At 68.9% G+C, this 25,673-nt stretch carries 24 protein-coding genes; 14 read left to right on the forward strand and 10 right to left on the reverse strand.

What is annotated here, in order from left to right; translation table 11 throughout:
* The first annotated feature begins 10 nt into the window (after positions 1-10).
* Genes AC58D2_RS07725 through AC58D2_RS07735 form a run of 3 tightly spaced genes read left to right on the forward strand, consistent with a single transcriptional unit; the run spans position 11 to position 2,192 of the window.
* Positions 11-925, forward strand: a complete 915-nt coding sequence (locus AC58D2_RS07725; RefSeq protein WP_497388950.1) for a cell division protein FtsX — start codon at positions 11-13, stop codon at positions 923-925.
* A complete protein-coding gene (locus tag AC58D2_RS07730) occupies positions 922-1,452 on the forward strand; it encodes a YdcF family protein (RefSeq protein WP_497388952.1) in 531 nt (176 codons plus the stop codon). Before AC58D2_RS07725 ends, AC58D2_RS07730 begins: the two co-directional genes overlap by 4 nt.
* Before the next feature lie 11 nt (positions 1,453-1,463).
* Positions 1,464-2,192, forward strand: coding sequence for a lysophospholipid acyltransferase family protein (locus AC58D2_RS07735; RefSeq protein ID WP_497388954.1), 729 nt, complete (start codon positions 1,464-1,466; stop codon positions 2,190-2,192).
* Between the two features lie 86 nt (positions 2,193-2,278).
* Here the strand turns inward: AC58D2_RS07735 and AC58D2_RS07740 are convergent, their stop codons facing one another.
* Both AC58D2_RS07740 and hisC read right to left on the reverse strand, forming a co-directional pair.
* A complete protein-coding gene (locus AC58D2_RS07740) occupies positions 2,279-3,181 on the reverse strand; it encodes a prephenate/arogenate dehydrogenase family protein (RefSeq protein ID WP_497388956.1) in 903 nt (300 codons plus the stop codon).
* Positions 3,181-4,296 (reverse strand): histidinol-phosphate transaminase, encoded by a 1,116-nt coding sequence (gene hisC, locus AC58D2_RS07745; protein ID WP_497388958.1) that lies wholly within the window; start codon positions 4,294-4,296, stop codon positions 3,181-3,183. Before hisC ends, AC58D2_RS07740 begins: the two co-directional genes overlap by 1 nt.
* A gap of 78 nt (positions 4,297-4,374) precedes the next feature.
* Between hisC and metX the strand changes: the two genes are divergently transcribed.
* Both metX and metW read left to right on the forward strand, forming a co-directional pair.
* The gene (gene metX / locus AC58D2_RS07750; protein ID WP_497388960.1) at positions 4,375-5,496 is read left to right on the forward strand and encodes a homoserine O-acetyltransferase MetX; all 1,122 of its coding nucleotides are present in this window, start codon (positions 4,375-4,377) and stop codon (positions 5,494-5,496) included.
* 2 nt (positions 5,497-5,498) lie between these two features.
* Complete coding sequence (gene metW, locus AC58D2_RS07755; RefSeq protein WP_497388962.1) at positions 5,499-6,086, forward strand: methionine biosynthesis protein MetW; 588 nt, start codon at positions 5,499-5,501, stop codon at positions 6,084-6,086.
* Between the two features lie 463 nt (positions 6,087-6,549).
* On the opposite strand, the gene AC58D2_RS07760 is transcribed toward metW, so the two are convergent.
* Positions 6,550-7,176: a TetR/AcrR family transcriptional regulator gene (locus tag AC58D2_RS07760; protein ID WP_497389315.1), complete on the reverse strand. Its 627-nt coding sequence runs from the start codon at positions 7,174-7,176 to the stop codon at positions 6,550-6,552.
* A gap of 223 nt (positions 7,177-7,399) precedes the next feature.
* Between AC58D2_RS07760 and AC58D2_RS07765 the strand changes: the two genes are divergently transcribed.
* Positions 7,400-9,727 carry a TonB-dependent receptor gene (locus AC58D2_RS07765; RefSeq protein ID WP_497388964.1) on the forward strand — a complete coding sequence of 776 codons (2,328 nt, stop codon included), beginning with the start codon at positions 7,400-7,402 and terminating at the stop codon, positions 9,725-9,727.
* A gap of 170 nt (positions 9,728-9,897) precedes the next feature.
* On the opposite strand, the gene AC58D2_RS07770 is transcribed toward AC58D2_RS07765, so the two are convergent.
* Positions 9,898-11,190, reverse strand: coding sequence for an ABC transporter permease (locus AC58D2_RS07770; RefSeq protein ID WP_497388966.1), 1,293 nt, complete (start codon positions 11,188-11,190; stop codon positions 9,898-9,900).
* Entirely contained in the window at positions 11,187-12,137 is a 951-nt protein-coding gene (locus tag AC58D2_RS07775; protein ID WP_497388968.1) for an ABC transporter ATP-binding protein, read from the reverse strand. Before AC58D2_RS07775 ends, AC58D2_RS07770 begins: the two co-directional genes overlap by 4 nt.
* 79 nt (positions 12,138-12,216) lie before the next feature.
* Between AC58D2_RS07775 and queG the strand changes: the two genes are divergently transcribed.
* The gene (queG, locus tag AC58D2_RS07780; RefSeq protein WP_497388970.1) at positions 12,217-13,269 is read left to right on the forward strand and encodes a tRNA epoxyqueuosine(34) reductase QueG; all 1,053 of its coding nucleotides are present in this window, start codon (positions 12,217-12,219) and stop codon (positions 13,267-13,269) included.
* A gap of 22 nt (positions 13,270-13,291) precedes the next feature.
* Here the strand turns inward: queG and AC58D2_RS07785 are convergent, their stop codons facing one another.
* Positions 13,292-13,696 carry a hypothetical protein gene (locus AC58D2_RS07785; protein WP_497388972.1) on the reverse strand — a complete coding sequence of 135 codons (405 nt, stop codon included), beginning with the start codon at positions 13,694-13,696 and terminating at the stop codon, positions 13,292-13,294.
* Complete coding sequence (locus AC58D2_RS07790) at positions 13,693-14,370, reverse strand: EI24 domain-containing protein (protein WP_497388974.1); 678 nt, start codon at positions 14,368-14,370, stop codon at positions 13,693-13,695. Before AC58D2_RS07790 ends, AC58D2_RS07785 begins: the two co-directional genes overlap by 4 nt.
* A 107-nt stretch (positions 14,371-14,477) precedes the next feature.
* On the opposite strand from AC58D2_RS07790, the gene AC58D2_RS07795 reads away from it, so the two are divergent.
* Complete coding sequence (locus tag AC58D2_RS07795; protein WP_497388976.1) at positions 14,478-15,476, forward strand: adenosine kinase; 999 nt, start codon at positions 14,478-14,480, stop codon at positions 15,474-15,476.
* A 100-nt stretch (positions 15,477-15,576) separates the two neighbouring features.
* On the opposite strand, the gene AC58D2_RS07800 is transcribed toward AC58D2_RS07795, so the two are convergent.
* The 3 genes from AC58D2_RS07800 to tsaD all read right to left on the reverse strand — a co-directional run bounded on the left by AC58D2_RS07800 (position 15,577) and on the right by tsaD (position 19,200).
* Positions 15,577-17,052 (reverse strand): lipopolysaccharide biosynthesis protein, encoded by a 1,476-nt coding sequence (locus AC58D2_RS07800; protein ID WP_497389317.1) that lies wholly within the window; start codon positions 17,050-17,052, stop codon positions 15,577-15,579.
* A gap of 124 nt (positions 17,053-17,176) precedes the next feature.
* Entirely contained in the window at positions 17,177-18,169 is a 993-nt protein-coding gene (locus tag AC58D2_RS07805) for an NAD(P)H-dependent glycerol-3-phosphate dehydrogenase (protein WP_497388978.1), read from the reverse strand.
* Positions 18,166-19,200, reverse strand: a complete 1,035-nt coding sequence (tsaD, locus tag AC58D2_RS07810) for a tRNA (adenosine(37)-N6)-threonylcarbamoyltransferase complex transferase subunit TsaD (RefSeq protein WP_497388980.1) — start codon at positions 19,198-19,200, stop codon at positions 18,166-18,168. Before tsaD ends, AC58D2_RS07805 begins: the two co-directional genes overlap by 4 nt.
* Positions 19,201-19,261: 61 nt before the next feature.
* Between tsaD and hemC the strand changes: the two genes are divergently transcribed.
* The 6 genes from hemC to AC58D2_RS07840 all read left to right on the forward strand — a co-directional run bounded on the left by hemC (position 19,262) and on the right by AC58D2_RS07840 (position 25,661).
* The gene (gene hemC, locus AC58D2_RS07815; protein ID WP_497388982.1) at positions 19,262-20,215 is read left to right on the forward strand and encodes a hydroxymethylbilane synthase; all 954 of its coding nucleotides are present in this window, start codon (positions 19,262-19,264) and stop codon (positions 20,213-20,215) included.
* Positions 20,212-20,919, forward strand: a complete 708-nt coding sequence (locus AC58D2_RS07820; protein WP_497388984.1) for a uroporphyrinogen-III synthase — start codon at positions 20,212-20,214, stop codon at positions 20,917-20,919. The genes hemC and AC58D2_RS07820 overlap by 4 nt, the downstream gene beginning before the upstream one ends.
* A 32-nt stretch (positions 20,920-20,951) precedes the next feature.
* Positions 20,952-21,827, forward strand: a complete 876-nt coding sequence (locus AC58D2_RS07825) for a mitofilin family membrane protein (RefSeq protein WP_497388986.1) — start codon at positions 20,952-20,954, stop codon at positions 21,825-21,827.
* A 46-nt stretch (positions 21,828-21,873) separates the two neighbouring features.
* Positions 21,874-23,076: an acyl-CoA dehydrogenase gene (locus AC58D2_RS07830; protein ID WP_497388988.1), complete on the forward strand. Its 1,203-nt coding sequence runs from the start codon at positions 21,874-21,876 to the stop codon at positions 23,074-23,076.
* A gap of 2 nt (positions 23,077-23,078) precedes the next feature.
* Complete coding sequence (locus tag AC58D2_RS07835) at positions 23,079-24,212, forward strand: CaiB/BaiF CoA transferase family protein (protein WP_497388990.1); 1,134 nt, start codon at positions 23,079-23,081, stop codon at positions 24,210-24,212.
* A 192-nt stretch (positions 24,213-24,404) separates the two neighbouring features.
* Positions 24,405-25,661, forward strand: a complete 1,257-nt coding sequence (locus AC58D2_RS07840) for a cytochrome P450 (RefSeq protein WP_497388992.1) — start codon at positions 24,405-24,407, stop codon at positions 25,659-25,661.
* Positions 25,662-25,673: the final 12 nt, after the last annotated feature.

The following is a 25,673-nucleotide window of genomic DNA, read 5'->3' on the forward strand; positions in this document are numbered from 1 at the left end:
CGGACGCGACATGATCATCCCGCGCGTCCCCGTCCAGCATCGCCGGCTGTTGCCCGAGCCCCGCCTGTCGGGCCCGACCCCGTGGGTGATCGCGATCCTGATGATGCTGACCTTGCTGTCCGCCGCGGCGGGCGTCGGCCTGGCGCGGTCGGCCGACGCGATCGGGCAGGCGATCGCGGGGCGGGTGACGGTGCAGATCGTCACCGCGAACCCGGTGACCCGATCCGAGCAAGCCGCCGAGTTGCGCCGCACCGCCGCAGCCGAACCCTATGTCCGCGCGGCGCGGCGGGTCGAGCGCGACGAGCTGCTCGCGACGCTCGGTCAGTGGCTGGGCGGCGCGGGAGGCGACGATCCCGTCCTGAAATCCCTGCCCCTGCCCGCGCTCGTCGACATCGACCTCGGCGGCGGCGGGAGCGGCGATCGCGCCCGCCAGCTCGATCGGCTCAAGACGCTCGTCGAGCGGATCGCGCCCGGCGCCCGCGTCATCCCCCACGCCGAATGGCTCGCCCCCGTCGCGCGCCTGATCCGGTCGCTCGCCTGGATCGCGGGCGGGCTCGTGCTGCTGATGGTCCTCGCGAGCGCGGCGGTGGTGATCATGACCGCGCGCGCCGCGCTCGGCACCCATTATGCGACGATCGAGATGCTCCACCTGATCGGCGCCACCGACCGCCAGATCACGCGCCTGTTTCAGCGCCGCATCGCGATCGACACCGCCTATGGCATCGCGCTCGGCACGGTGGTCGCGGCCGCGATCCTGCTGCTGATCGGCTGGCAATGGTCGGACGTGACCTCGGGGCTCGCCGCGACGGCGTCGCTCGGCACCGGCGGTTGGGCGCTCTTGCTGGCGCTGCCGCTATTGGCTATCGCGCTCGCTGCTCTGACGGCGCGCCAGACCTTGCTCGCCGCGCTCAAGAAGATTCTATGATCAAGCGCCTCATCTCCCTCCTCTTCCTTGCCTGGGTGCTGGGATTCGCATGGTTCGCGCTGTTGCCGCCGCTGCCCGCGCCGCCGCAAAAGACCGACGCGATCGTCGTTCTGACCGGGGGACCTGGGCGCATCGACCGCGCGCTCGAGCTGCTCGAGGACGGCCAGGCAAAGCGCGTCCTGATCAGCGGGGTCGCGCGCGAGGTAAAGCCGCGCGAACTCGCCGCCGAATACAAGCGCCCGGTTTCGCTGTTCGACTGCTGCATCGCGCTGGGGTTCGAGGCCGAGGACACGCGCTCCAACGCCACCGAAGTCGCGACCTGGGTTGCGCGGCGGGGCTACAAGACGGTGCGGCTGGTGACGACCGACTGGCACATGCGCCGGGCGCGGTACGAAATCGGCCGCGCGGTGGGCAAGGACGTGACGATCGTCCCCGACGCGGTCCGCAGCGAGCCGAGCTTCAACACGCTGTTTCGCGAATATCATAAATATCTGTTCGGGCTGGTGGGCGGCCTGCTCGGCCTGTAGGGGTCGCGACCGTGCGCTACGCCCTCGCCCTCGTCCGCTCGATCCTCTTCTGGATCCTGTTCGTGCTGATGAGCAGCATCAGTTCGATCGGTGCCGTCGTGGCGCTGCCCGTCTCGCACCGCGCGACGCACTGGTTCGTCCATATCTGGGCGCGCTTCCACCGCTTCATCTGCCGCTTCGTCCTCGGCCAGCGCATCGTCGTGGAGGGCGACATGCCCGACACCCCCCTACTCTATGTCTTCAAGCACGAGGGGGCGTTCGAGACGATCGAACAGCCGATGATCTTCAAATGGCCCGCGGTCTTTGCGAAGGAAGAGCTGTTCTCGATCCCGGTGTGGGGACAGGCGGCGCATTTCTATGGCCTGATCCCGGTCGACCGCGACGGCGGCGGCAAGGCGATGCGCGCGATGCTGAACGCCGCCAAGGCGGCGCTCGCGAACGGGCGGCCGCTGGTCCTGTTCGCCGAAGGAACGCGTGTTCCGCACGGGCTGGCGCCGCCGCTGCGGTCGGGCTTCGCGGGCGTCTATCGCTTGCTTGGCGTGCCGGTGATCCCCGTCGCGGTGAACAGCGGCCTCGTCTATCCGCCGCGCCGCTGGGTCAAATGGCCGGGCACGATCACGTACAAGGTCGGCGAAACGATCCCAGCGGGCCTGCCGCGCGAGGACGCCGAAGACCGTGTGTGGCGCGCGATCAACGCGCTCAACCCGCCCGAGGCGTTGGCGGAAAGCAGCACCGAATAAAGATCGTCGCCCCCGCGAAGGCGGGGGCCGTTGGCAAGCTTGCGCCGCACCTATAGCGGCTCCCGCCTTCGCGGGGGCGACGGGATTTAATGCTTGCGCCCGAAATCGGGCGCCGCATCGTCCTGCCCCTGCGCGATGATCGAGCGGCGGATCGCACGGGTACGGGTGAACCAGTCCTCCAGCTTGTCTCCGTCGCCGCGGCGAATCGCCTGCTGGAGCACCGTCAGATCCTCGTTGAAGCGCTGCAAGGTCGCCAGCACGGCATCGCGGTTCGCAAGGAAAACGTCGCGCCACATCACCGGGTCGCTCGCCGCGATGCGGGTGAAGTCGCGAAAACCGCCGGCCGAATATTTGATCACTTCGCTCTCGGTCACTTCCTCGAGTTCGCTCGCGGTGCCGACGATCGTATAGGCGATCAGGTGCGGCAGGTGGCTCGTCACCGCTAGCACCATGTCGTGATGCGCGGCGTCCATCGTCTCGACCTTTGCCCCGAGCCCGGTCCAGAATGCCGCCAGCGCCGCAACGGCGTCGGCCGGCGCATCGGCGGGCGGAGTGACGATGCACCAGCGGCCTTCGAACAGGCTTGCAAAGCCCGCCGCGGGGCCGCTGTTCTCGGTCCCCGCGACCGGATGCGCCGGGATCACCATATGTCCGGGCAGCGCGTCGCGCAGCGCCGCGCCGACCCCCGCCTTCGACGAGCCGACATCCGAAACGATCGTGCCGGGCCGCAACCCCGGCAGGACGGCCCGCGCGGCATCGGCCATGCCGCCCACCGGGACAGCAAAGACCACCAGATCGGCGTCGGCCACCGCGGCGGCGGGATCGTCGGCGACCCGATCGCACAAGCCCAGCGCGCGCGCTTCCTTGCATACCGCGGCATCCGCGTCATATCCGGTCACCGCGACGCCCGGCAGCTTTGCCCTCACCGCGCGGGCGATCGACGAGCCGATCAGCCCCAACCCGACGACGGCCAGGCGTTCGATCGGCATCAGGGCGCCAGCGCCGCGCGGATCGCCGCGGCAAGTCCGCGCGTTTCCTCTTCGGTGCCGATCGTCATGCGCAGCGCGTTCGGCAATCCCTGTCCCGGCAACCAGCGCACGATATACCCCGCATCCATCAGCCGCTGGTACACCGTTTCGGCGTCGACATCGCCCTCGAACACGACGAGCAGGAAATTGGTGGCCGACGGCACGACCCGCAGCCCGTGATTGCCCAGGCTCTCGATCTCGCCCGCCAGCCAGGCGCGCCATTTGGCATTATGGTCGCGGCTGCGGGTGACGAAATCATCGTCGCCGAGCGCCGCGACCGCCGCCGCCTGCCCCGCCCGCGTGACATTGAATGGGAGGCGAATGCGATGCAGGGCGGCGATCACCTCGGCCGCCGCATAGCCCCAGCCGATCCGCTCGGCGGCCAGTCCGTGGATTTTCGAAAAGGTCCGCGTGACAAAGACGTTGGGCTCGGTCCGGGCCAGGTCGAGCCCGCCATCGTCCTGGTCCGCACCCAGATATTCCGAATAGGCCTGGTCGATCACGAACAGCACGTCCTTCGGCAGCCCGGCGTGGAGCCGCGCCACCTCGTCGCGCGTCGCGAGCGTACCCGTCGGGTTGTTCGGGTTGGCGAGATAGACGACGCGCGTCTTGTCGGTCACCGCCGCGAGCAACGCGTCGACATCGGTCGCATAATCCTTGTCGTCGGCTTCGACCGGGGTCGCGCCGACGCGTCGCGCCGCGATCTCGTACACGGCAAAGCCATAGCGGACATAGAGAATCTCGTCGCCCGCGCCGGCATAGGTGCCCGCCGCAAGGTGGAGAAGTTCGTCCGACCCATTGCCGCAGATCACCCGGTCGGGATCGAGGCCGTATTTCGCCGCGATCGCCTCGCGCAGCAGCGTCGCGCCGGGATCGGGGTAGCGCGACAGCGCGTCGGGCGCCGCCTGTGCCGCGCCGAAGGCCTCGCGCGCCCGCGCTCCGGTGCCGAGCGGATTTTCGTTCGCGCTCAATTTTATGAGCGGACGGCCGTCGGCGCCCGCCGACTTGCCAGGAACATAGGGAGCGATGCCGCTGATCCACGGCTTCGGGGCGAGCTTGGCAATGCGATCGGTCATGCCGGGCCGTTTAGCGGTTCGCGCCGCCGAGTCCAGTACGTTGACAGCGCCCCCGCACCCGCTTAGCCCCGCCTTCCCATGGCAAGCCGGCTCCACGAGATTCAGCATCACCGCGTCACGATCGACGCGCCGCTGGCGCTCGACAGCGGGCAGGCGCTGCCCTCGGTGACGATCGCCTTTCAAAGCTATGGCACGCTGGCCGCCGACAAATCGAACGCGGTGCTGATCTGCCACGCGCTGACCGGCGACCAATATGTCGCGAGCGACCATCCCGGAACCGGAAAGCCCGGCTGGTGGGCACGCATGGTCGGGCCGGGCAAGCCGGTCGACACCGACCGCTATTTCGTGATCTGTGCCAATGTGCTCGGCAGTTGCATGGGGTCGAGCGGTCCCGCCACCCCCGATGCCGAAACCGGCGCGCCGCTCGGCATGCACTTCCCCGTCATCACGATCGGCGACATGGTGCGCGCGCAGGCGATGCTGCTGGGTCATCTCGGCATCGACCGGCTTCATGCCGTCATCGGCGGATCGATGGGCGGGATGCAGGCGCTCGGCTGGGCATCGGCCTATCCCGAACGGCTCGGCTCGGCGATCGTCATTGCCAGCGCGGCGCGCCATTCGGCCCAGAACATCGCGTTCCACGAGGTCGGGCGACAGGCGATCATGGCCGATCCCGACTGGCAGGACGGGCAATATTACGGCAGCGACCGCGCCCCGACGAAGGGGCTCGCGGTCGCCCGTATGGCGGCGCACATCACCTATCTCTCCGAAGCCGGGCTGACCGAGAAATTCGGCCGCCGCCTGCAGGGGCGCGAGGCAAAGACCTTCGGCTTCGACGCCGATTTCCAGGTCGAATCCTATCTGCGCTACCAAGGGCTCGCCTTCACCGATCGCTTCGACGCCAACGCCTATCTCTACATCACCCGCGCGATGGACTATTTCGACCTCGCCGAGGCGCACGACGGCCGCCTCGCGGGCGCCTTCGCCGGGGCGAAGGACGTGCGCTTCACCCTCGTCAGCTTCGACACCGACTGGCTCTATCCGACCGCCGAATCGCGCCGCGTCGTCCAGGCGCTGCAAAGCGTCGGCGCGGCGGCGAGCTTCGTCGAGCTGTCGGCGCCCTTCGGCCACGACAGCTTCCTCCTCGACGTGCCCGCGCTCGACCGGCTGATCGCCGGCGCGCTGGCGAACGGCGGCTGACGATGGCGCTGCGTCCCGACCTTGCGATCATCGCCGACGCGGTTCCGACCGGCACGCGCGTGCTCGACATCGGCTGCGGCGACGGCGAGCTGATCGCGGCGCTGAAAGACAAGGGGGTCGACGCACGCGGGCTCGAGATCGACCCGGCGAACGTCACCGCGGCGATCGCGCGCGGCCAGTCGGTGGTGCAGGGCGACGCGAACCGCGACCTTGTCGACTATCCCGCGGGCGGTTTCGACTATGCGATCCTGTCGCAGACGCTGCAAACGACCGAACGCCCCGACCGCGTCGTCGACGAATTGCTGCGCATCGCGCCGCGCGCCTTCGTCAGCTTTCCCAATTTCGCGCACTGGCGCGTCCGCCTCGCGCTGCTGTGGAACGGCCGCATGCCGGTGACGCGCCTGCTCCCCGTCGCCTGGTACGAGACGCCGAACATCCACCACGTCACCGTCAGCGATTTTCGTCAGCTGATGCGCGACAAGGGAATCCGCGTCGAGCGCGCCTGGCACCTGTCCGGCGACAAGCCGACGAGCGACGCCGCCGCGAGCTGGCGCGCCGAACATGCGATCTTCCTGATCTCCAGGGGCTGATCGGGGCGACCCGGCGGCCGCTGGCGATCGTAAGGGGATGTCCTTGCCTACCCTGAGCCGTTCGCATCGAGCGAAGTCGAGATGCCCCCTCGACGTCGCGCCATTTCGACTTGTGTCTCGACTTCGCTCGACATGAACGGAAATAGGAACTCGTCGGCTAGCGACCGAAAGCGCCCCTTCCTCTTCTCGTCACCCCGGACTTGATCCGGGGTCCATTAGGCGCAGCGTCGCGTGAATGGATCCCGGATCAAGTCCGGGATGACAAACGCCTGTGAACGGCCGGTTGCGGTCCCTTACCCCAACGTCATCCCGGCGCAGGCCGGGATCTCGACCTAACAGTTTTACGCACCGGCGAGATCCCGACCTGCTTCGGGATGACGGATAGGGGACAGTCCGCTCCCCACCCCAGAACCGCCGCTCTGCCTCGCAAGGATGCGGCGGCCCGACTAGGATGGACCCAGCCTCACCCCCGCGTCTTCAGCCCGTTCGCGAGCATATCATTCGCGATCGCCGCGACCGTCTCGATATCGGCGTCGGCGTCCCACAGGCCATAGCGCATCCCCAGGAACACGTTCATCCCGGCGATCGCCCAGGCGTGGACCTCGCCCGCGTCGGCGCGGATCTCGCCGCGCGCGGCGCCCGCCTCGAGGCGCTGGCGCATGCGCTCGACCGTCGTTTCATAGTGGCGGCGATAGCTGGCGTAATCGACGAATTCGGCCTCGTCGATGATGCGATAGATTTCCTTATGGTCGCGTACGAAGGTCAGGAACGAGGCGAGGCCCGCACGCTCGGCGGCGATTTCGTCGGGCGCCTCCTGGACGATCGGGGTCACATAATCGCGTAGCTGTTCGCTCATATAGCGGACGAGCGCCCGGAAGATTTCCTCCTTCGAATCGAAATAGGTGTAGAAGCTGCCGAGCGCGGTGCCGGCGCGCCGCGTGATGCCGCTGATCGACGCCTCGTGGAATCCGCGCTCGCCGAATTCGACCGCTGCGGCGTCGAGCAGCTTGCGCAGCGTCCGCCGCCCGCGTTCGGTGCGCGGCGCCTTGTCGGGATTGCCCGACCCGCCCGCCGCGGCACGCTCGCCCATCTGCTTTGGCTGGTCCATCGCTGCCTTCGTCTCCCCCGATCCTGCGACCTTACGCTGCATCGTGGCTTTTCCGCACCACTGGCAAGCAAAAAGCATGTCGCGCAACTTCCAAGTTGAAACTTGGTTCACCTTTCATTATTGAGTGGCTCGCGGCTTGGCAAGTCCAGGCCCAAGAAAAGACGAAAGGGCGGCGAGGGGCCGCCTGCCACATGGGAGAGTCCACATGCGTCCGTTCGCCCGCCGCCTTTGCACGACCATCTGCGCCACCAGCGCGCTGTCGCTGCTCGCCTTTGCGCCCGCCGCCTTTGCGCAGGAGGACGCCGGCATGGCCAGCGACGACGGCGACGCGATCATCGTCACCGCGCGTCGCCGCGACGAACGGCTGATCGACGTGCCGATAGCGGTCACCGCGATTTCGGGGGAGGCGCTCGACAAGGCGGGCGCGCTCGACATCACCGACGTTGCCAACATGACCCCCAACACGACGCTCGAAAATTCGCGCGGCACCAACTCGACGCTGACCGCCTTCATCCGCGGCGTCGGCCAGCAGGATCCGGTCCCGGGGTTCGAGGCGGGTATCGGGATCTATCTGGACGACGTCTATCTCAACCGTCCGCAGGCGGCGGTGCTCGACATTTACGACGTCGAACGGATCGAGGTTCTGCGCGGGCCGCAGGGCACGCTCTATGGCCGCAACACGATCGGCGGCGCGGTCAAATATGTGACGCGGCGGCTCGACCCCGACAAGCCCGAACTGCGGGTGCGCGCCACCTATGGCACTTATGACCAGGCCGACCTCGTCGTCACCGCAAGCGCGCCGGTCAGCGACCTGATCCGCATCGGCGGCTCGGTTGCGCGCCTGTCGCGCGGCGGCTTCGGTGACAATCTGAACATCGCGGGACTCGAAAACTACAACAAGGACGTGTGGGCGGGCCGCGCATCGATCGAGATGGGCGGCAATGGCGCCCCGGTGTTCATCCGCATTTCGGGCGATTACACCCGCGACAAGTCGGACCCTCGCAACGGCCACCGCCTGATCCCGGGCCTCGCGTCGGGCGCGCCGGTGCTCGACAACGTCTATGACACCCGCGCCGGGCTCAACCAGCCCAAGCAGGATGTCGAGGCCTATGGCCTCGCGATGAACGTGTCGGCCGAGCTGACCGATACGCTGACGCTGCGCTCGATCAGCGCGTGGCGCAAGGATACCAGCTTCACGCCAATCGACTTCGACTCGCTGCCATCGGTCGACGTCGACGTGCCCGCGGTCTATCGCAACGAACAGCTCAGCCAGGAATTCCAGCTTCTCTATGAAAGCGACCGGCTGCACGGGCTTGTCGGCTTCTATTATCTCGACGCGCGCGCCGCGACGTCGTTCGACGTTCTGCTGGGGCTGTCCGGCCAGCGCCTCTATGGGCTGCCCGGCCTCAATGCCTATACCGCGGGCGACGTGCGGACCAAGACCTGGTCGGTGTTCGGCGACTTCACCTTCGATTTCACCGACCGGCTCAGCCTGTCGGTCGGCGGCCGCTACACCAACGACCACCGCAACGCCTATATCTACAAGGCGAACCGCATCACCGGCCTGTCTCCCGAATTCGGCGGAACGCTCGATCCGGTCGCCATCGCGGTGGCGACCGACTTCCGCGGCGGCCGCACCTTCGAAGAGTTCACCCCGCGCGCCTCGCTCAGCTTCAAGCCCGACGCGAACACCCTGGTCTACGCCTCCTATTCAAAGGGGTTCAAGGGCGGCGGCTTCGACCCGCGTGGCTCGGGCACGTCGGCGCCGATCAGCGATCCCGCCGAGGGCCGCACCTATGAGGATATCTACACCTTCCTGGCGTTCGACCCCGAAAAGGTCGACAGCTATGAAATCGGGTATAAGGGCTCGCTGCTCGATCGTCGCCTGACGCTGAGCCTCGCGGGCTTCTACATGGACTATAAGGACGTCCAGATCCCGGGATCGGTCGGCTGCACCGTCGGCGGAGTCCAGACCTTCTGCGGCATCACGACCAACGCCGCCAAGGCGCGCCTCCAGGGGTTCGAGGCCGAAGCCAACGCCGTGCTTGCGCGCGATTTCGCCGGTGCCGGATCGACCGTTCGCTTCAACGGGTCGGTCGGCTTCATCGACGCGAAATACAAGCGCTTCATCGGCCCCGACGGCACCGACGTCTCCGCCATCCGTACCTTCCAGAACACGCCGAAATGGACCACCGCGGCAACGATCGCGGCGGGCATTCCGGCGATGGGCGGCATGGTCGATGCCTCGACCGGCATCAGCTATCGCAGCCTGACCCACCAGTTCGAGGTGCCGATCCCGGCGCTCGACCAGCCGGGTTATGTGCTGTGGGATGCCAACCTGGTATGGACCGCCGACAGCGGCAAATATTCGATCGGCGTCCACGGCAAGAACCTGACGAACAAACGCTACATCACGTCGGGCTATAATTATCAGGACGCCTCGGGCGCCTCGACGCTCGGGCTCGAGGGCATCCAGACCGCCTTCTACGGCAACCCGCGCCAGGTCTTCGTCACCGGCACGGTCAAATTCTGACCCCGCCGTTATCGGCAGAACGAGAGGGGCGCCCGCTGCGGCGCCCCTTTTTCATCGGCGACACTCCGGCCGCGACGGCGGAACCGGGTTCGAAACGGGACGTTTGCGTTTCTCGTCATTCCAGTGACGATAACGGACAGGCTTTCCCTGTCCGCCCGGTCGTCCGTCCGTCAGCGATGCGCCGCAATGTCGGCGGCGGCCGCCGCGCTTTTTGTCCCGCGTTTCCAGAATTTCCAGTTGCTGCGTCCGCTGAGCACGCCCGATCGGAACAGGCGAACCGAGAGATAGATGACGAGCGCGACCCAGATCGCCTGCCAGCCGAGCGCGAGCAGGTGGACGCCGCGCGCATCGTCGGTCGCGCCGCGCGCGGCCATCGCCATCGGCGACGAAAAGGGAATGATCTGCGCAACCTTGGCCAGGCCGCTGCCCGGCGCGCTCGCGGCGCCCGAGCAGAGGCTGAACATCGCGACCTGGAAAATGGTGATCGGCAGGCTGAGCATCTGGATTTCGCGCACCGTCCCCGCCTGCGCCCCGACGCCGAGGAAAATCGCGCCGAGCAGCAGGAAGGACATGACGAAATAGCAAAAGCCGATTGCGATGAAAAAGGGCCAGCCGGTTGCGGGCGCGACGGCGATCGCCGCCGAGGCCGCCTGCGCCTTCGCCGCGGCCGATCCCGCTTCGGCGAGTGCCGCGGGGTCGACCTGCGTCAGGGCGATCAGCCCGCCGCCGACCGCCATCGCCGTCCAGAAGGCGATGAACAGGATCGCGACGCCGAGCAGGCCGAGCAGCTTGCCGAGGAAGACGCTTTCGAGCGGCACCGCGGCGGCGAGAATCTCGATCACCTTGTTGCCCTTTTCCTCGGCGAGCATGCCGACCGACTGTCCGGCCAGAAGCAGCGTCAGCAGGAAGATCACGAACACCGCGCCGAATCCCATCGACTGCTGCGCCGCAATGCTGGTGCCCCCATGCTTCAGGCTTTCGAACCGGGGCTTGGGCGCCGCTACCGCGCCCGCCGCACGATCGCGCAGGACCTCGCCGGCCAACAAGGCGAGATAGGCGCCCGAGCGGCTTCCCTCCTCGCGCTCGACGATGCGCGGGCTGGCCAACTCGCCGCTCATCACCGCATAGGTATCGCTGCCCTTTTCCTGCGCGACCGCGACGGGGTCGGGTCCGTCCGCGGCCATGCGCAGCTCGAGCGGCGCGGGTTTCGGCCCGGGCAGCGCGCCCCGCAACCGGGCATCGGCGGCGCGCAGCGCCTCCACATCGTCGGGGTCGGCGATCGCGACCAGACGCCCGGCGCCGCGCGCGCTGTCGGCGAGCTGCGACGCGCCAAAGCCGCCGAGAGCCCCCATGCCGATCATGAACAGCGGCGCGAGCAGGAAGAGAAGGAAGGTCGGGGTCGCGACGATCGCCAGAAAGTCGCGCCGCGCAACCACGAAGATAGTGCGAAGGACGGGGCTCATGCTGCGGACTCCTCGATCGCGTCGGCGGCCGCGTCGGCCTCGAAACTCGCGTCGACCTGGCGGACGATATGGACGAAGGCGTCGTGCAGCCCCGGCCGGGTGATCGACAGCCCGGCAACGCCGTGCCCGCTTGCGGTGATCCGCGCGAGCAGTGGCTCGACCGCATCCCCCTCGATCGAAAAAAGCCAGTCGGGGCCGCGCTGCACGGCATCGGCGGGCAGCGCGGAGGCGACGTCGCCCGACGCGTCGCGCGGCGTGTAGCGCACCTGCATCGGGAGCAGCGCGCGCGCCTCGTCGACCGTGCCTTCGAACCGCCGCGCCGAACGCGCAATGATCGCGATCCGGTCGCACAATCGTTCGGCGTGCGCCATCACATGCGTCGAAAAGAGGATCGTCGCGCCGCGGTCGCGCTCGCGGCGGACCAGCGTTTCGAGCCGCTCCTGGTTGACCGGGTCGAGCCCCGAAAAGGGCTCGTCGAGGACGATCAGGTCGGGGGCGTGGACGATCGAGCCGATCAGCTGGACCATCTGCGCCATGCCCTTCGACATCTTGCGGATCTTTTCGTCGACGACGCGCTCGAGCCCGAGTTCGGCCATGAAGTCGCCCGCACGGCGGCGGCCTTCGGTCCAGTCGAGCCCGCGCAACGCCCCCATGAAGGCGATCGCCTCGCGCGCCTTCATCCCGGGATAGAGGCCGCGCTCTTCGGGCAGGTAGCCGATGCGATGGCGCACGCTCTGCGGCTTGAACCCGCCGAACAGCCGGCTCGTCCCTTCGTCGGGGTCGATGATCCCCAGCATCATGCGCAGGCTGGTGGTCTTGCCGGCGCCATTGGGACCGAGCACACCATAGATGCTGCCCGTCGGCACGCGAAGGCTGACATGGTCGACCGCCTTGAAGGATTCGAAATATTTGGTGAGGCCGGTCGCCTCGACGCACGCATCGGTCAAACGCTGGTCCCCGCTTCCTGTATCCGCCGGTGTATCATGGCCCTATGGCACGACCGGGTGCCTGTCGTATAGGGGCGCAATGGTTTCCAAGGCCTTGCCCCCTCTCGAAGAACGGCTCGAAGCGGTCGCGCGCGCCCACGGTTTCGTTGCCTTCGGTATTGCCGACGCCGACGCCGCGCCCGAAACCGCGGCCCGGCTCGACGCCTGGCTGGCCGAGGGATGTCATGGCGAGATGATCTGGATGGAAAGCCGCGCCGGACAGCGCGGGTCGCCCCGCGGCCTGTGGCCCGAGGTCCGCTCGGTGATCGCGCTGGGCATGAGCTATGCCCCGGCGCACGACCCGCTCGCGCTCGCCGGGCACCCGGACCGCGGCCGCATTTCGGTCTATGCGCAGGGCGCCGACTATCATGACGTCGTCAAGAAGGCGCTGAAGGCGGTCGCGCGCTGGCTGGTGGCAGAGGCGCCGGGATCGGAAGTGAAGGTGTTCGTCGACACCGCGCCGGTGATGGAAAAGCCGCTCGCCGCCGCCGCGGGGCTCGGCTGGCAGGGCAAGCATACGAACATGGTCAGCCGCGCGCACGGCAGCTGGCTGTTCCTCGGCGCGATCTATACGACGCTTGAGCTCGCGGCGAGCGCGCCCGCGCCCGATCGTTGCGGCCGTTGCCGCGCCTGCCAGGATGCGTGCCCGACGCAGGCCTTTCCCGCCCCCTACCGGCTCGATGCGCGGCGCTGCATATCCTATCTCACGATCGAACACGCCGGGCCGATCCCCGAAGCGCTGCGCCGCGGCATCGGCAATCGCGTCTATGGGTGCGACGATTGCCTCGCGGTGTGCCCGTGGAACAAATTCGCGAGCGCGGCGGCGCGGCACCGCGCCTTCCTGCCGCGCGGCGAGCTGGCGGCTCCGGCGCTCGCCGACCTGCTCGACCTCGACGATGCCGGCTTTCGGCAGGTGTTCGCGGGATCGCCGATCAAGCGCATCGGGCGCGACCGCATGGTGCGCAACGCCGCGATCGCCGCGGGCAACAGCGGCGATGCGCGCTTTCGGCCGCGGCTCGCCGAACTGACGCGCGACGCCTCTCCGGTGGTCGCCGACGCCGCCGCCTGGGCGCTGGCCGAACTGACGCCGTGACGTCGCCGCGCGGCGGCGCAGCCTATCGCCTGAGCGCCGCGATGCAGCTGTCGATATTGGCGTCGCGCCCGTCGGGCGTGCGCGCATCGACGTGGGTAGCGAGCGGCTTGGCGCCCTGTTTCGGCGCGTAATAATAGACGTCGAGCACGCAGGCCGACCCCGCAAACTGCAGCTTGCGTCCCGCGCCTTCGGTGACGTCGAGCCGCGGCTTGCCGAAGGTGCCGATCGCGGCATTGGCGTCGTGCCCGATCAAGGCGTTGTTCTGGGTGATCCGCGGCGCCGACGGGGGCGGGACGCTCGCAGCGGGCGCTGGCGGCGTCGCGCGCGGGATCGCGGCGCCCGCGCAGCCCGCGAGCAACAGCACAAGGCCGGCGGCGCCGGCGAGGCGAAAGCCGGGGGCGCCGGCTGGGCGGTGGTGTCGGATCATTTCGTCTCGTTCCCCAGGTGCAGCATGTGGACCGCCATAGCCGCGCCGACGATGGGCGCCAAGAAATTGGCGACGGGGACCAGGAAGGCTGCGGCGGACAGCAGGCCGAGCGACCAGCGCGCCGAACGCGAAAGGCGCGCCGTACCCGGGTGGCGCGCCATCACCATCGCCTCCAGGTCGCGCCCGAGCAGCAGCGCATTGACGGCGAGCGCGAGCAGCAGCGTGCCGATCCCGGTGACCAGCAATCCGATATAGAGGGGCAGCGCGACGAGATTGCCGACCAGCAGCCGCCCGAGCGAGGCGAGCGCAAGCCCCGCATTGGCGCGCCAGCCGACGTCGATCGCCCGCGCCGCCGCCGCGGGATAGCGGCGCCCCTCGACGTCGGCGACGATCGCATCGGCGAACAGTCCGATGACCGCGACCGCGACCGCGCGAAACAGGAGCCAGCTCGCGAGGATCGACATCAGCACGAGCGCCGCACCCGCGATGTCGAGACCCGCGCCCTCCAGCCACCCGCCGTCCGCCAGCGCCCGGCGCGTGCCGAAGACGAGCGCGGCGCCCGCGGCGGCAAAGATCGCCAGGGTCAGCGCCAGGCTCTGCGCGAGGATGCGCAGCACGCGCGGGCTCGACAGGTCGCCAAGGGCAAGCAACAGGGCATGGACGGCACGGAGCATCGGAGGAAATGGCGCGCCGCGACGACGGACGTCAAGCGCCGCGCTTGCCTTGACACGCTTCGCCCCGTAAGGCGCGGCGCAGTTTTCCACGCAGTACAGGATATTCCATGGCTTCCACCGCCCGTTTCGACGTCGTTGCGATCGGCAATGCAATCGTCGACGTGATCGCCCGCACCGACGACGCGCTGATCGAGGCCGAGGGTCTCGTCAAGGGATCGATGCGCCTGATCGATGCGGCCGAGGCGACTCGCCTTTACGATTCGATGGGTCCGGCCGTCGAAATGTCGGGCGGATCGGCGGCGAACACCCTGGCCGGGCTCGCCGCGCTCGGTCAGCGCTGCGCCTTCATCGGCCAGGTCGCCGACGACCAGCTCGGCAACGTCTTTACCCATGATTTGCGGGCGCTCGGCGTCAGCTACGACACCCCGGCGCTGCGCGAAGGCGCACCGACCGCGCGCTGCCTGATCCTGGTCACTCCCGACGGCCAGCGCACGATGAACACATTCCTCGGCGCGAGCCACCTGCTCGAACAGGCGATGATCGACGAGGATCTGATCGCCGCGTCGGATATCCTCTATCTCGAAGGCTATCTGTGGGATCCCGAACTCTCGCGCGCGGCGATGCGGCGCGCGATCGACGTGGCGCGGGCGGCCGGGCGCAAGGTCGCCTTCACCCTTTCGGACGCGTTCATCATCGACCGGCACGGCGCCGATTTCCGGGCGCTGATCGCCGACGGCCTGTTCGACATATTGTTCGCCAACGAGGTCGAAATTTGCGCGCTCGCCGAAGCCGATGATTTCGAGACGGCGGTCGCCAGGGTCGCGCCTCAGGTGCCGCTGCTCGTCGTGACGCGCAGCGAAAAGGGAGCGATCGCGGTCGCGGACGGCGTTCGGACAGAGGTCGGCGCCGAACCGATCGACCAGGTGGTCGACACCACCGGCGCCGGAGACCTGTTCGCCGCCGGATTCCTGTCCGGTCACGCCCGGGGCCGGCCGGTGGCTGACTGCCTGACGATGGGCGCCGTCTGCGCGCGCGAGATCATCGCACAGGTCGGCCCGCGCGCCCAGACCGACCTGAAGGCCAAGGTCGCCGCACGGCTGGGGTAGGCTTTTCGGTTTCGGGCGAAAGCCGACATACCAAGCCCCTCCTCTGAAGCAGAGGGGTTGAGCCGCTTACCGCTCCCTACCCCAACCCGCCGGTCGCGCCCTAAGCGGCGACCGCGCCTTCGGGATGCTTCTTGAACAGGGCCCGGTCGGCGGGGCCGAAGCCGCGCGTCCAGATCAGCCAGGCGTAGATACCGAGGATGAAGGGGACGCCGATCAGCAGTTCGGCCCATTCGGGCATCTGCGTCGCCCCCCAGCCGAGCACGGTCGCGCCCGCGGTCGCCCAGACGAGCGCCCAGCGCAGGCTGTTCACCGGGGCGTTCAGGATGCGCGCGAGCAGCAGGGCCTTTGCGACCGACGCGAAGCCGAGCGCCAGCATCAGCGCCAGCGCCACCGCGACGGCATAATAGATCGGCGATAGTCCCATCGCCTGCGCCGTGAGGATCAGCGCGACGCTCAGCACTGCTTGCAGCGCGAGCGTCGCGATGCTGAGCAGCAGGTTGCGATGGCGCGCGACATAGACGAGCGCGGCTTCGCTGACGACCGCAGTCGCCGCGACGACCTCGGCCGCGAGGAGGAAGGCGAGCGCGCCCGTGCCGCTGACGAATTGCGGCCCGACCAGCCCCATGACCGCCTCGCCCGGAATGCCGAGCGCGAGCGCGATGCCGGCTTGCGCCGCGATGATCCAGAAGCCGACCTGGCTCACCTGTGCGGCCACCGCCGACAAACGCTTTTCGGCCAGGTTGCGGGTGATGACGGGGCCCAGGATCGGCTCGAAGCTGGTCTTCAGCTTCTGCGGTAGCGAAGCGACCTGCTGCGCCATGTAATAAATGCCATAGATGGTCGGGGAGGTGAACTGGCCCAGGATGAAGAGGTCCAGCCGGCGGGTGCCCCATTCGATCGCGTCGGCAGCGGCGAGCGGCGCATTGCGGCGCGCCAGGCCGATCAGGTGCGCCATGTGCGGACGCCATACGCCCGGGCCGCCATAATGGCGGATCATCGGCCACAGCGCGGTCAGGAAGGCCGCGACCATCGCGGTGGCATAGGACAGCATCAGCCCCTCGGGCTTCGACACGTAGCAGAAACCCGCCGCCGCGATGCTGATCGCCCAAGGTTCGACAATCGCGCGCGCGCGCACCGTCGCTCCGATGTCGAAGCGATAGGCGCAGGCGGCGAGCGCGATCTCGGTCCCGGCGATCGCAAAGACGAGCAGCGCCATCCAGCGGTCGACGGCCGAAATATCGCCAGCGGGGTACATGAGCTGGGGCAGCAGCAGCAGGATCGCCGATCCGATGGCCGAGGCGAGGAAAGCGACGAACATGCCGTCCCACACGGTCGTGCGCGGGTCGGCGCCGGGCGCGCTCAACTGTTCGGCAAGCCCGCGCTTGAGCCCCAGCGTCGCGATCTGCGCGACGAGCTCGATGACGAGCACGGCGAGGGCAAAGCGCCCGACCGCATCCGGTCCGTACCAGCGGCCGGCGAAATAGAGGAAGGGCAGCCGCGCGACCAGGCGCAACACGAAACCGAAGAAATTGGTCCGCCCGCCTTTCGCGAGCGCGGCCGTGTCGGCTTCGGGCATCGGGGTCGGCGAAGGGGGGGGCGCTGCCGCGCTGTCCGTCTGGCTCAAGCCTGCCGCCCCTTCTGCTGATCCCCTGTCCGCAACTTAGCGTGGCGGGGGAAGGCAGGCAATCGCATGTCGCGTTTCATCGTCCCTCGCGTCGCAGCGGGCGGCTGAGCAAGGCCTGAACGGCGTCGTCGACCCGGGTTTCACCCGCGACCAGCCGCGCGACCGCATCGGTGATCGGCATGTCGATCCCCTCCGCGCGCGCCGCTGCGGCGACGACCGGGGCGCTGAACGCGCCCTCGGCGACGGTGCGCCGATCGGCCATCAGCCCGGCGGCGGATTCGCCGCGCCCCAGTCCCTCGCCAAGTGCGAAGTTGCGCGAGTTGGCCGACGTACAGGTCAGCACGAGATCGCCAAGCCCGGCGAGCCCCGCGAGCGTCTCCGCCTGCGCCCCGCGCGCCAGGCCAAAGCGCGTCATCTCGGCGAAGCCGCGGCTGATCAGCGCGGCGCGCGCGTTGAGCCCCAGCCCCGCGCCGTCGACGATGCCGCACGCGATCGCGAGGATATTCTTGACCGCGCCGCCGATCTCGGCCCCGATCATGTCGGTGGAGACATAGGGGCGGAAATGCGGCTGCGCGAGCGCCTGCGCAAGCGCGTCGGCGAGGGCCGCGTCCTCGGCCGCGAGCGTGATGGCGGTGGGCAGGCCCGCCGCGACCTCGCTCGCGAAGGTCGGACCCGACAGCACCGCGAGCGGCCGGCCGGGACACAGCGCGCGCGCGATGTCGATCGGGAAGGCGAAGCTGTCCGCCTCCATGCCCTTGCTGCAAAAGACGAGCGGCGAAAAATCGGCGGGCAGCGCTGCGAGCACCGCGCGCAGATAGGGGACGGGCACGACGACGAGCAACGCGTCGAGCCCGCCAAGCGCGGCCAGGTCGTCGGTCGCGGTGAGCGACGGCGACAGCTCGGCGCCCGGCAGGAAGAGCGGATTGCGATGCTCGGCGTTGATCGCGGCTACGACCTCGGCCTCGCGGGCCCAGAGCGTCACCGGTGCGCCCTGTGCGGCAAGCAGCTGCGCGAGCGCCGTGCCCCATGCACCGCCGCCGACGACACCGAAATTGCGATAGGACGTCATGCCTTCACTCCGGCGCCGCGCACCGCTTCGGCGGCGGGATCGAGCGGCCAGCGCGGGCGCGCGGCCGTGTCGAGCGGATCGGTGAGCCCTGCGGCGAACCGCTCGGCGCCCGCCCAGGCGATCATCGCGCCATTGTCGGTACACAGCCACAGCGGCGGCGCGACGAAGCGCCGGTCGTGCCGGTGCGCCAGGTCGGTCAGCGCGGCGCGAATCGCCCCGTTCGCGGCGACGCCCCCGGCGACGACGAAGGCCGTCGCCTGCGGGCAGGCGACGAGCGCGATGCGGCTGCGGTCGATCAGGCAGTCGACCACCGCCTGCTGGAACGAGGCGGCAAGGTCGGGGACGCCATGCCCGCCCGATGCCGCGGCACGCGCCACCGCGCTCTTGAGGCCGGCGAACGAGAAATGTGGTTCGGCGCTGCCGACGAGCGGGCGCGGCAGCGGCACCGCGTGCGGGTCGCCATCCTTCGCGGCGCGCTCGACCGCCGGACCGCCCGGATAGCCGAGGCCGAGCAGCTTCGCGGTCTTGTCGAACGCCTCGCCCGCCGCATCGTCGATCGTCGTCGCGAGGCGGCGATAGGCCCCCACCCCTTCGACCAGCAGCAGCTGGCAATGCCCACCCGATACCAGCAACAGCAGATAGGGGAAGGCAAGGTCGGGATCGGTCAGGCGCGGGCTCAGCGCGTGTCCTTCCAGATGGTTGACCGCGACCAGCGGCTTGCCCGACGCATGCGCCAGCGCCTTGCCGGTAACCAGCCCGACCATCACCCCGCCGATCAGGCCAGGTCCGGCGGTCGCGGCGATCGCATCGACCGCGTCGAGCCCGACCCCGGCATCGGAGAGAACGCCCGCGACAAGCGGCGCGAGGCGGTCGACGTGCGCGCGCGCCGCGATCTCGGGAACGACGCCGCCATAGGGGCGATGTTCGGCCTCCTGCCCCGCGACGCGATGCGCCAGGATGCGCCGGTCGCTGTCGACAAGCGCCGCCGCGGTTTCGTCGCAGCTCGATTCGAGGCCGAGGATCAGGGTCATAATGTTGCGCGTCCTTTACCCGCCCCTTTATCGACAGGGCAAGCCGCGCTAGCAGCGCGCGATGGATTCCGAAAATCTTCCCACTCCCGCGCGGCCGCTACGGCTGGGCACCCGCGCCTCCCCGCTGGCGAGGGCGCAAGCGAACCAGGCGGTCGCGGCGCTGATCGCGGCGCACGGCCTCGATCCCGCGGCGCTCGAAATCGTGCCGATTACCGCGACCGGCGACAAGATTCAGGACCGCGCGCTGGCCGAGGTCGGCGGCAAGGCGCTGTGGACGCGCGAGCTCGACGCGATGCTCGACGCCGGCGTCATCGACGTCGCGGTACACAGCCTGAAAGATGTCGAGACGCTGCGCGACGCCCGTTTCGCGCTCGCGGCGATGCTGCCCCGCGCCGATGCGCGCGACCGGCTGGTGGTGCGGGGCGGCATCGCGGCGACGACGATCGCCGACCTGCCGCGCGGGGCGCGGCTCGGCACCGCCAGCCCGCGCCGCGCGGCGCAGGTCCGGGCATTGCGCCCCGACCTCGAAACCCCGCTTCTGCGCGGCAATGTCGCGACGCGGCTCGCGAAACTCGCGGCGGGCGATTATGAAGCGACCTTGCTCGCGGCGGCGGGGCTCGAGCGCCTCGGCATGCCCGACATCGGCATCGTCCAGCCGGTCGACACGCTGCTGCCCGCCGCCTCGCAGGGCGCAATCGGCCTCGAATGCCGGGCCGACGACGCACGCGTTTTCGGCTGGGTGGCCGCGGTCGATCATGGCGCGACGCGCGCCGCGGTGGCGGCCGAGCGCGCCTTTCTCGCCGCGCTCGGCGGCGACTGCCAGTCGCCCGTGGCGGCACATGCCCGCCTTCTTGACGACGGGACGCTGCGCCTCGACGGTGCGATCTATTCCGAAGACGGCAGCGACCATGTCGCGGGGCATGTCCTGCTCGGCGGCACCGACGAGGCCGCGGCGCTCGCGCAGCGCCTGCTCGCCGACGCCCCCGCCTCGATACGGCGCCTGTTCGCGGCATGAGCGCGCTGCCGCCGCTTGTCGTGACGCGCGCCGATCCCGGCGGCGCGGCGACCGCGGCGCACGCCGCCGCGATGGGTCTCGACGTCCGGCACCTGCCGCTTTTCGAGGCGCGCGCACTCGACTGGAGCATCCCCGACCCGGCCGATTTCGACGCGCTGCTGATAACCAGCGCGCAGGCCGCACGGCTCGCCGGGCCCGGCCTGTCACGGCTCGCGTCGCTGCCGGTGTACGCGGTCGGTCGCGCGAGTGCCGACGCCGCCGCCGCGGCGGGTCTGGCCATCGCGAGGGTTGGAGGAACGGACGCACAAAGCCTTGTCGACGCCATGACGTCGAGCAATATCGGGCGAATCCTGTGGCTTTGCGGGCGCGACCGCAGCGCGCTGGATCCGCGCGGCGCCGATCTTGTCGCGCGCGCCTGCTATACCGTCGATCCCGTTCCGCCGCCCGCCGGCTGGGCGGAGGCGGTGGCCGGCCCCGCGGTCCTGCTCGTGCATTCGGGGCGCGGCGCGCGGCGGCTTGCCGACTTGGTCCCGACGGGCCGCGAGCGGCTGTCGCTCGTCGCGATCAGCGCGGCGGTCGCGCGGGCCGCGGGCGCCGGCTGGGACCGCATCGTCCTCGCCGAGCGGCCCGACGATGCGGCAATGTTGGCACAGGCGCATGCTTTGTGCCACAAAGGCCGCAAAATGGGGTCGGTCGAAAGATAGAAATGGCAAGCGAAAGCGACAAGAATGTCCGAGTGGACGAAGCTTCGGGCGGAAAGGGCTTTTCTCTCCGTGGGTTAATAATCGGCGCCCTGGTCATTCTGGTGATCGGGCTGGTCGGCGGCGGTTGGGCGATGACCCGCTTGCTGTCGGGCAACGGGTCCGAGCCGGCGGCAAAAATGGTCGAGGCCCCGGCACCGGCGCCCGCAGTGCAAGGCGGGACCGCGCCCGTCGCGGCGGCCGGAACGCCGAAGCCCGCTTCGGCGGCGGTGCCGGTCGACGGGGCCGATGCGCTCGCGGCGCGGGTCGCCGATCTTGAAACGCGACTGTCGCGCATCACCCTCGAAGCCGCCTCGGCTTCGGGCAATGCGACCCGCGCGGAGGGGCTGCTGATCGCCTTCGCCGCGCGCCGCGCGCTCGATCGCGGCCTCTCGCTCGGCTATCTCGAGGCGCAGCTTCGACTGCGCTTCGGTGACGACCAGCCCAATGCGGTCAAGACGATCATCGATACCTCGCGCGATCCGGTCACGCTCGAACAATTGCGCAGCGAACTCGACACGCTCGCGCCCGATCTCGTCGGGCGCAGCGCGAACGGCGACGGCAGCCTGTGGACGGCGTTCCGCCGCGAAATGGGGGAATTGTTCGTCGTGCGCCCGGCCGGCACCCTGTCGCCCCGCGCCTCCGAGCGGCTCGAGCGCGCGCGACGCTATCTTGCGGGCGGCCAGGTCGACAAGGCGATCGACGAAGTTCAGGCGATGCCCGGCGCCGAGGCGGCGAACGACTGGCTGATCGATGCCCGGCGCTATCACGAAGCGCGGCGCGCGCTTGACCTCATCGAGACCGCGGCGATATTGGAACCGCGCGACAGCCAGCCTGCCGCGATCGCCCGCAATCCGGGCACCGCTCAATAGCCGTCCGGCCCGGCGGGTCGGCGCGCCCTTTAGGAAAGCCGACCTCATGGCCCTCGCCGATCCGCAGCGCATAGAGGCGCTCGACCCCTTCGATCCGCTCGCGCTCGATGCCGAACTCTCCGAAGAGGAGCGGATGGTGCGCGACACCGCGCGCGCCTATGCCGAGGGCGAACTGCTGCCGCGCGTCACCTCGGCCTTTCTCGAAGAGCGGTTCGACCGCAAGATCATGTCCGAAATGGGCGCGCTCGGCCTGCTCGGCGCGACGATCGACCCCGAATATGGCGGCGCGGGGCTGAACTATGTCAGCTACGGCCTGATCGCCCGCGAGGTCGAGCGCGTCGATTCGGGCTATCGCTCGGCCTGTTCGGTGCAGTCGAGCCTCGTGATGCACCCGATCAATGCCTATGGCAGCGACGAGCAGAAGCGGCGCTTCCTGCCGGGCCTTGCCTCGGGCGAGCTGGTCGGCTGCTTCGGGCTGACCGAACCCGATGCCGGCAGCGACCCCGCCGGGATGCGGACGCGCGCCGAAAAGATCGCGGGCGGCTATCGCCTGAAGGGCGCGAAGATGTGGATCACCAATTCGCCGATCGCCGACGTCTTCGTCGTCTGGGCGAAGTCGGACGCGCACGACGGCGCGATCCGCGGATTCGTGCTCGAAAGGGGCATGAAGGGGCTATCGGCACCGAAGATCGAGGGCAAAGTTTCCCTGCGCGCGTCCATCACCGGCGAAATCGTGATGGATGGGGTCGAGGTTGGCGAAGATGCGCTGCTGCCGCATGTTTCGGGGCTCAAAGGTCCGTTCGGCTGCCTCAACCGCGCGCGCTACGGCATCGGCTGGGGCGCGATGGGCGCGGCCGAATTCTGTTACGAGGCGGCGCGCACCTATACGCTCGAAAGGAAACAGTTCGGGCGGCCGCTCGCGGCGAACCAGATCGTCCAGCTCAAACTTGCGAACATGCTCACCGAAATCGCGCTCGGGACCGAGGCGGCGCTGCGCGTCGGGCGGCTGATCGACGAAGGCCGCCTCGCGCCCGACCGTATCAGCCTTCTGAAGCGCAACAATTGCGGCAAGGCGCTCGACATCGCCCGCGTCGCGCGCGACATGCACGGCGGCAACGGCATTTCGGCCGAATATCATGTCATCCGCCACGCCGTGAACCTCGAGACCGTGAACACCTATGAAGGCACGCACGACGTCCACGCGCTGATCCTCGGCCGCGCGATCACCGGCATCAGCGCCTTTTCCTGACGGTGAGCACCGCGCTTCCAAAGCCGCTCGCAGGCCTGCGCGTCGTCGAACTGGCGCGCGTGCTCGCGGGGCCGTGGTGCGGACAATTGCTGGCCGATCTCGGCGCCGAGGTGGTCAAGGTCGAGCGGCCGGGTGTCGGCGACGACACGCGCCAATGGGGCCCGCCCTTCGTGACCGGGCCCGCCGGCGAGGATCTCGGCGCGGCCTATTATCACAGCTGCAACCGCGGCAAGCGCAGCGTCGCGATCGACATCGCGAGCGCCGACGGGCGGGCCGCGCTCCGCGACCTCCTCGCCGAAGCCGATGTCGTGATCGAGAATTACAAGGTCGGCGGCCTCGCCAAATATGGCCTGTCGCCCGAAACCATGCGCAAGGATTTCCCGCGGCTGGTCGTCTGTTCGGTCACCGGATTCGGCCAGACCGGCCCCTATGCCCACCGCGCCGGCTACGACTTCATCATCCAGGCGATGAGCGGCTTCATGTCGCTGACCGGCGAGCCCGACGGCCCGCCGCAAAAGGCGGGCATCGCCTATGCCGACATCTTCACCGGCATGTATTCGGCGGTCGCCATCCTCGCGGCGTTAAGGCGCCGTGACGTCACCGGCGCGGGCGCGCATATCGACATGGCGCTGCTCGACAGCCAGGTCGCGGTGCTCGCGAACCAGGCGGCGAACTATCTCGCCGGCGGCGCGGTTCCGAAACGGATGGGCAATGGCCACGCCAATGTCGTCCCCTATCAGGCCTTCGCCACCGCCGACGGCGAACTGGTGATCGCGGTCGGCAACGACGGCCAGTTCCGCAAATTGTGCAGGATTCTGGGCGAGCCCGACTGGGCCGACGACGCGCGCTTCGCGACCAATGCCGCGCGACTCGCGAACCGCAAGGCACTGATTCCGCTGCTCGCGGCCCGGATCGCCGGCTGGGACGCCCAGCCGCTCTCGCTCGCGCTCGAGGCCGAGGGAGTCCCCGCCGGACCGATCAACGACATGGCCGGGGTGTTCGCCGACCCGCAGGTGGCCGCGCGCGGCCTGCGCTTCCGCCCCGACGGCGCCTCGATCGACGGCGTCGCCAGCCCGATCGTCATCGACGGCGACCGCATGGTCGCACCCACCGGCGCCCCGCCGATCGGCGCCTGAACGCACCTCCCTCTTGCCGAGACAAGCACCGGCTTGATTCGGGGTGATCCTTGGCGCCGCTCCGCCGGGGCTCGCACGGCAAAAATAGGCACCCCGGACGCCGCCCCACCCCGCCGTTGACAAAGCTGTAAACAGTGGCATTCTGCAACCGAACAAGGCCGCGCCAGACGGCCCGCTGAGAGGAGCTGCCCGATGGCCACCCAATATCGCGTTTCCCCTGAAAATCCCGACCCCCTCGACGTTACCCGCGCCGAACTGTGGAGCGAAGACCGCTGGCAGGCGCCGATGGCGCAGCTGCGCGCCGAGTCGCCGATCCACTATTGCGAGGAGTCGAAATTCGGACCCTATTGGTCGCTGACGACCTACAAGCCGATCCAGCATGTCGAGGCGCTGCCCAAGATCTTCTCCTCCTCGTGGGAAGTCGGCGGGATCACGGTCGCGGGCGACGGCGTCGAACATCTGCAGGAGGGCGAGATCCCGATGCCGATGTTCATCGCGATGGACCCGCCGCAGCACACCGCGCAGCGCCGCACCGTCGCGCCCGCCTTCGGCCCTTCGGAAATCGAGCGGATGCGCGCCGACACGATCGCCCGCACAGCGGCGGTCCTCGACACGCTGCCGGTCGGCGAGACGTTCGACTGGGTCGAGAAGGTGTCGATCGAATTGACGACGCAGATGCTCGCGATCCTCTTCGATTTTCCCTGGGAGGACCGCCACAAGCTGACCGCCTGGTCCGACGCGCTCGGTGATATAGAGAGTTTCAACACGATCGAGGAACGGCAGGCGCGGCTCGCCATCGCCTATGAAATGGGCGGCGCCTTCCAGGAGCTCTGGGCGCGCAAGGCGAAAAATCCTGGGCAGCACGACCTGATCTCGATCATGCTCCAGTCCGACGCGATGAGCCACATGAGCGAGAATGAGTTCATGGGGAATCTGATACTACTGATCGTCGGCGGCAACGACACGACGCGCAATTCGATGTCGGCCTATGCCTATGGCCTGTCGCAATTTCCGGGGGAGCGCGCGAAGCTCGAGGCCAATCACGATCCCGAACTCGCGGTCAACGCGATGCACGAGATCATCCGCTGGCAGACCCCGCTCGCGCACATGCGGCGCACCGCGCTCGAAGACACCGAGCTCTTCGGCCACCAGATCAAGAAGCGCGACAAGCTGGCCCTGTGGTATGTTTCGGCCAATCGCGACGAGAGCATCTTCCCCGACGGCGACCGGATCATCGTCGACCGCGACAATGCGCGGCGGCACCTGTCCTTCGGCTATGGCATCCACCGCTGCGTCGGTGCGCGCGTCGCCGAAATGCAGCTCACCGCGCTGATCGCCGAAATGCAGCGGCGCCGGTTGCGCGTCAACGTTGTGGGTGAACCCGAACGCGTCCACGCCTGCTTCGTCCACGGCTATCGCCACATGAACGTCCAGTTGGAGAAATATTGACGCGCGCTGAAA

The sequence above is a fragment of the Sphingopyxis sp. CR5 genome (assembly GCF_059693785.1).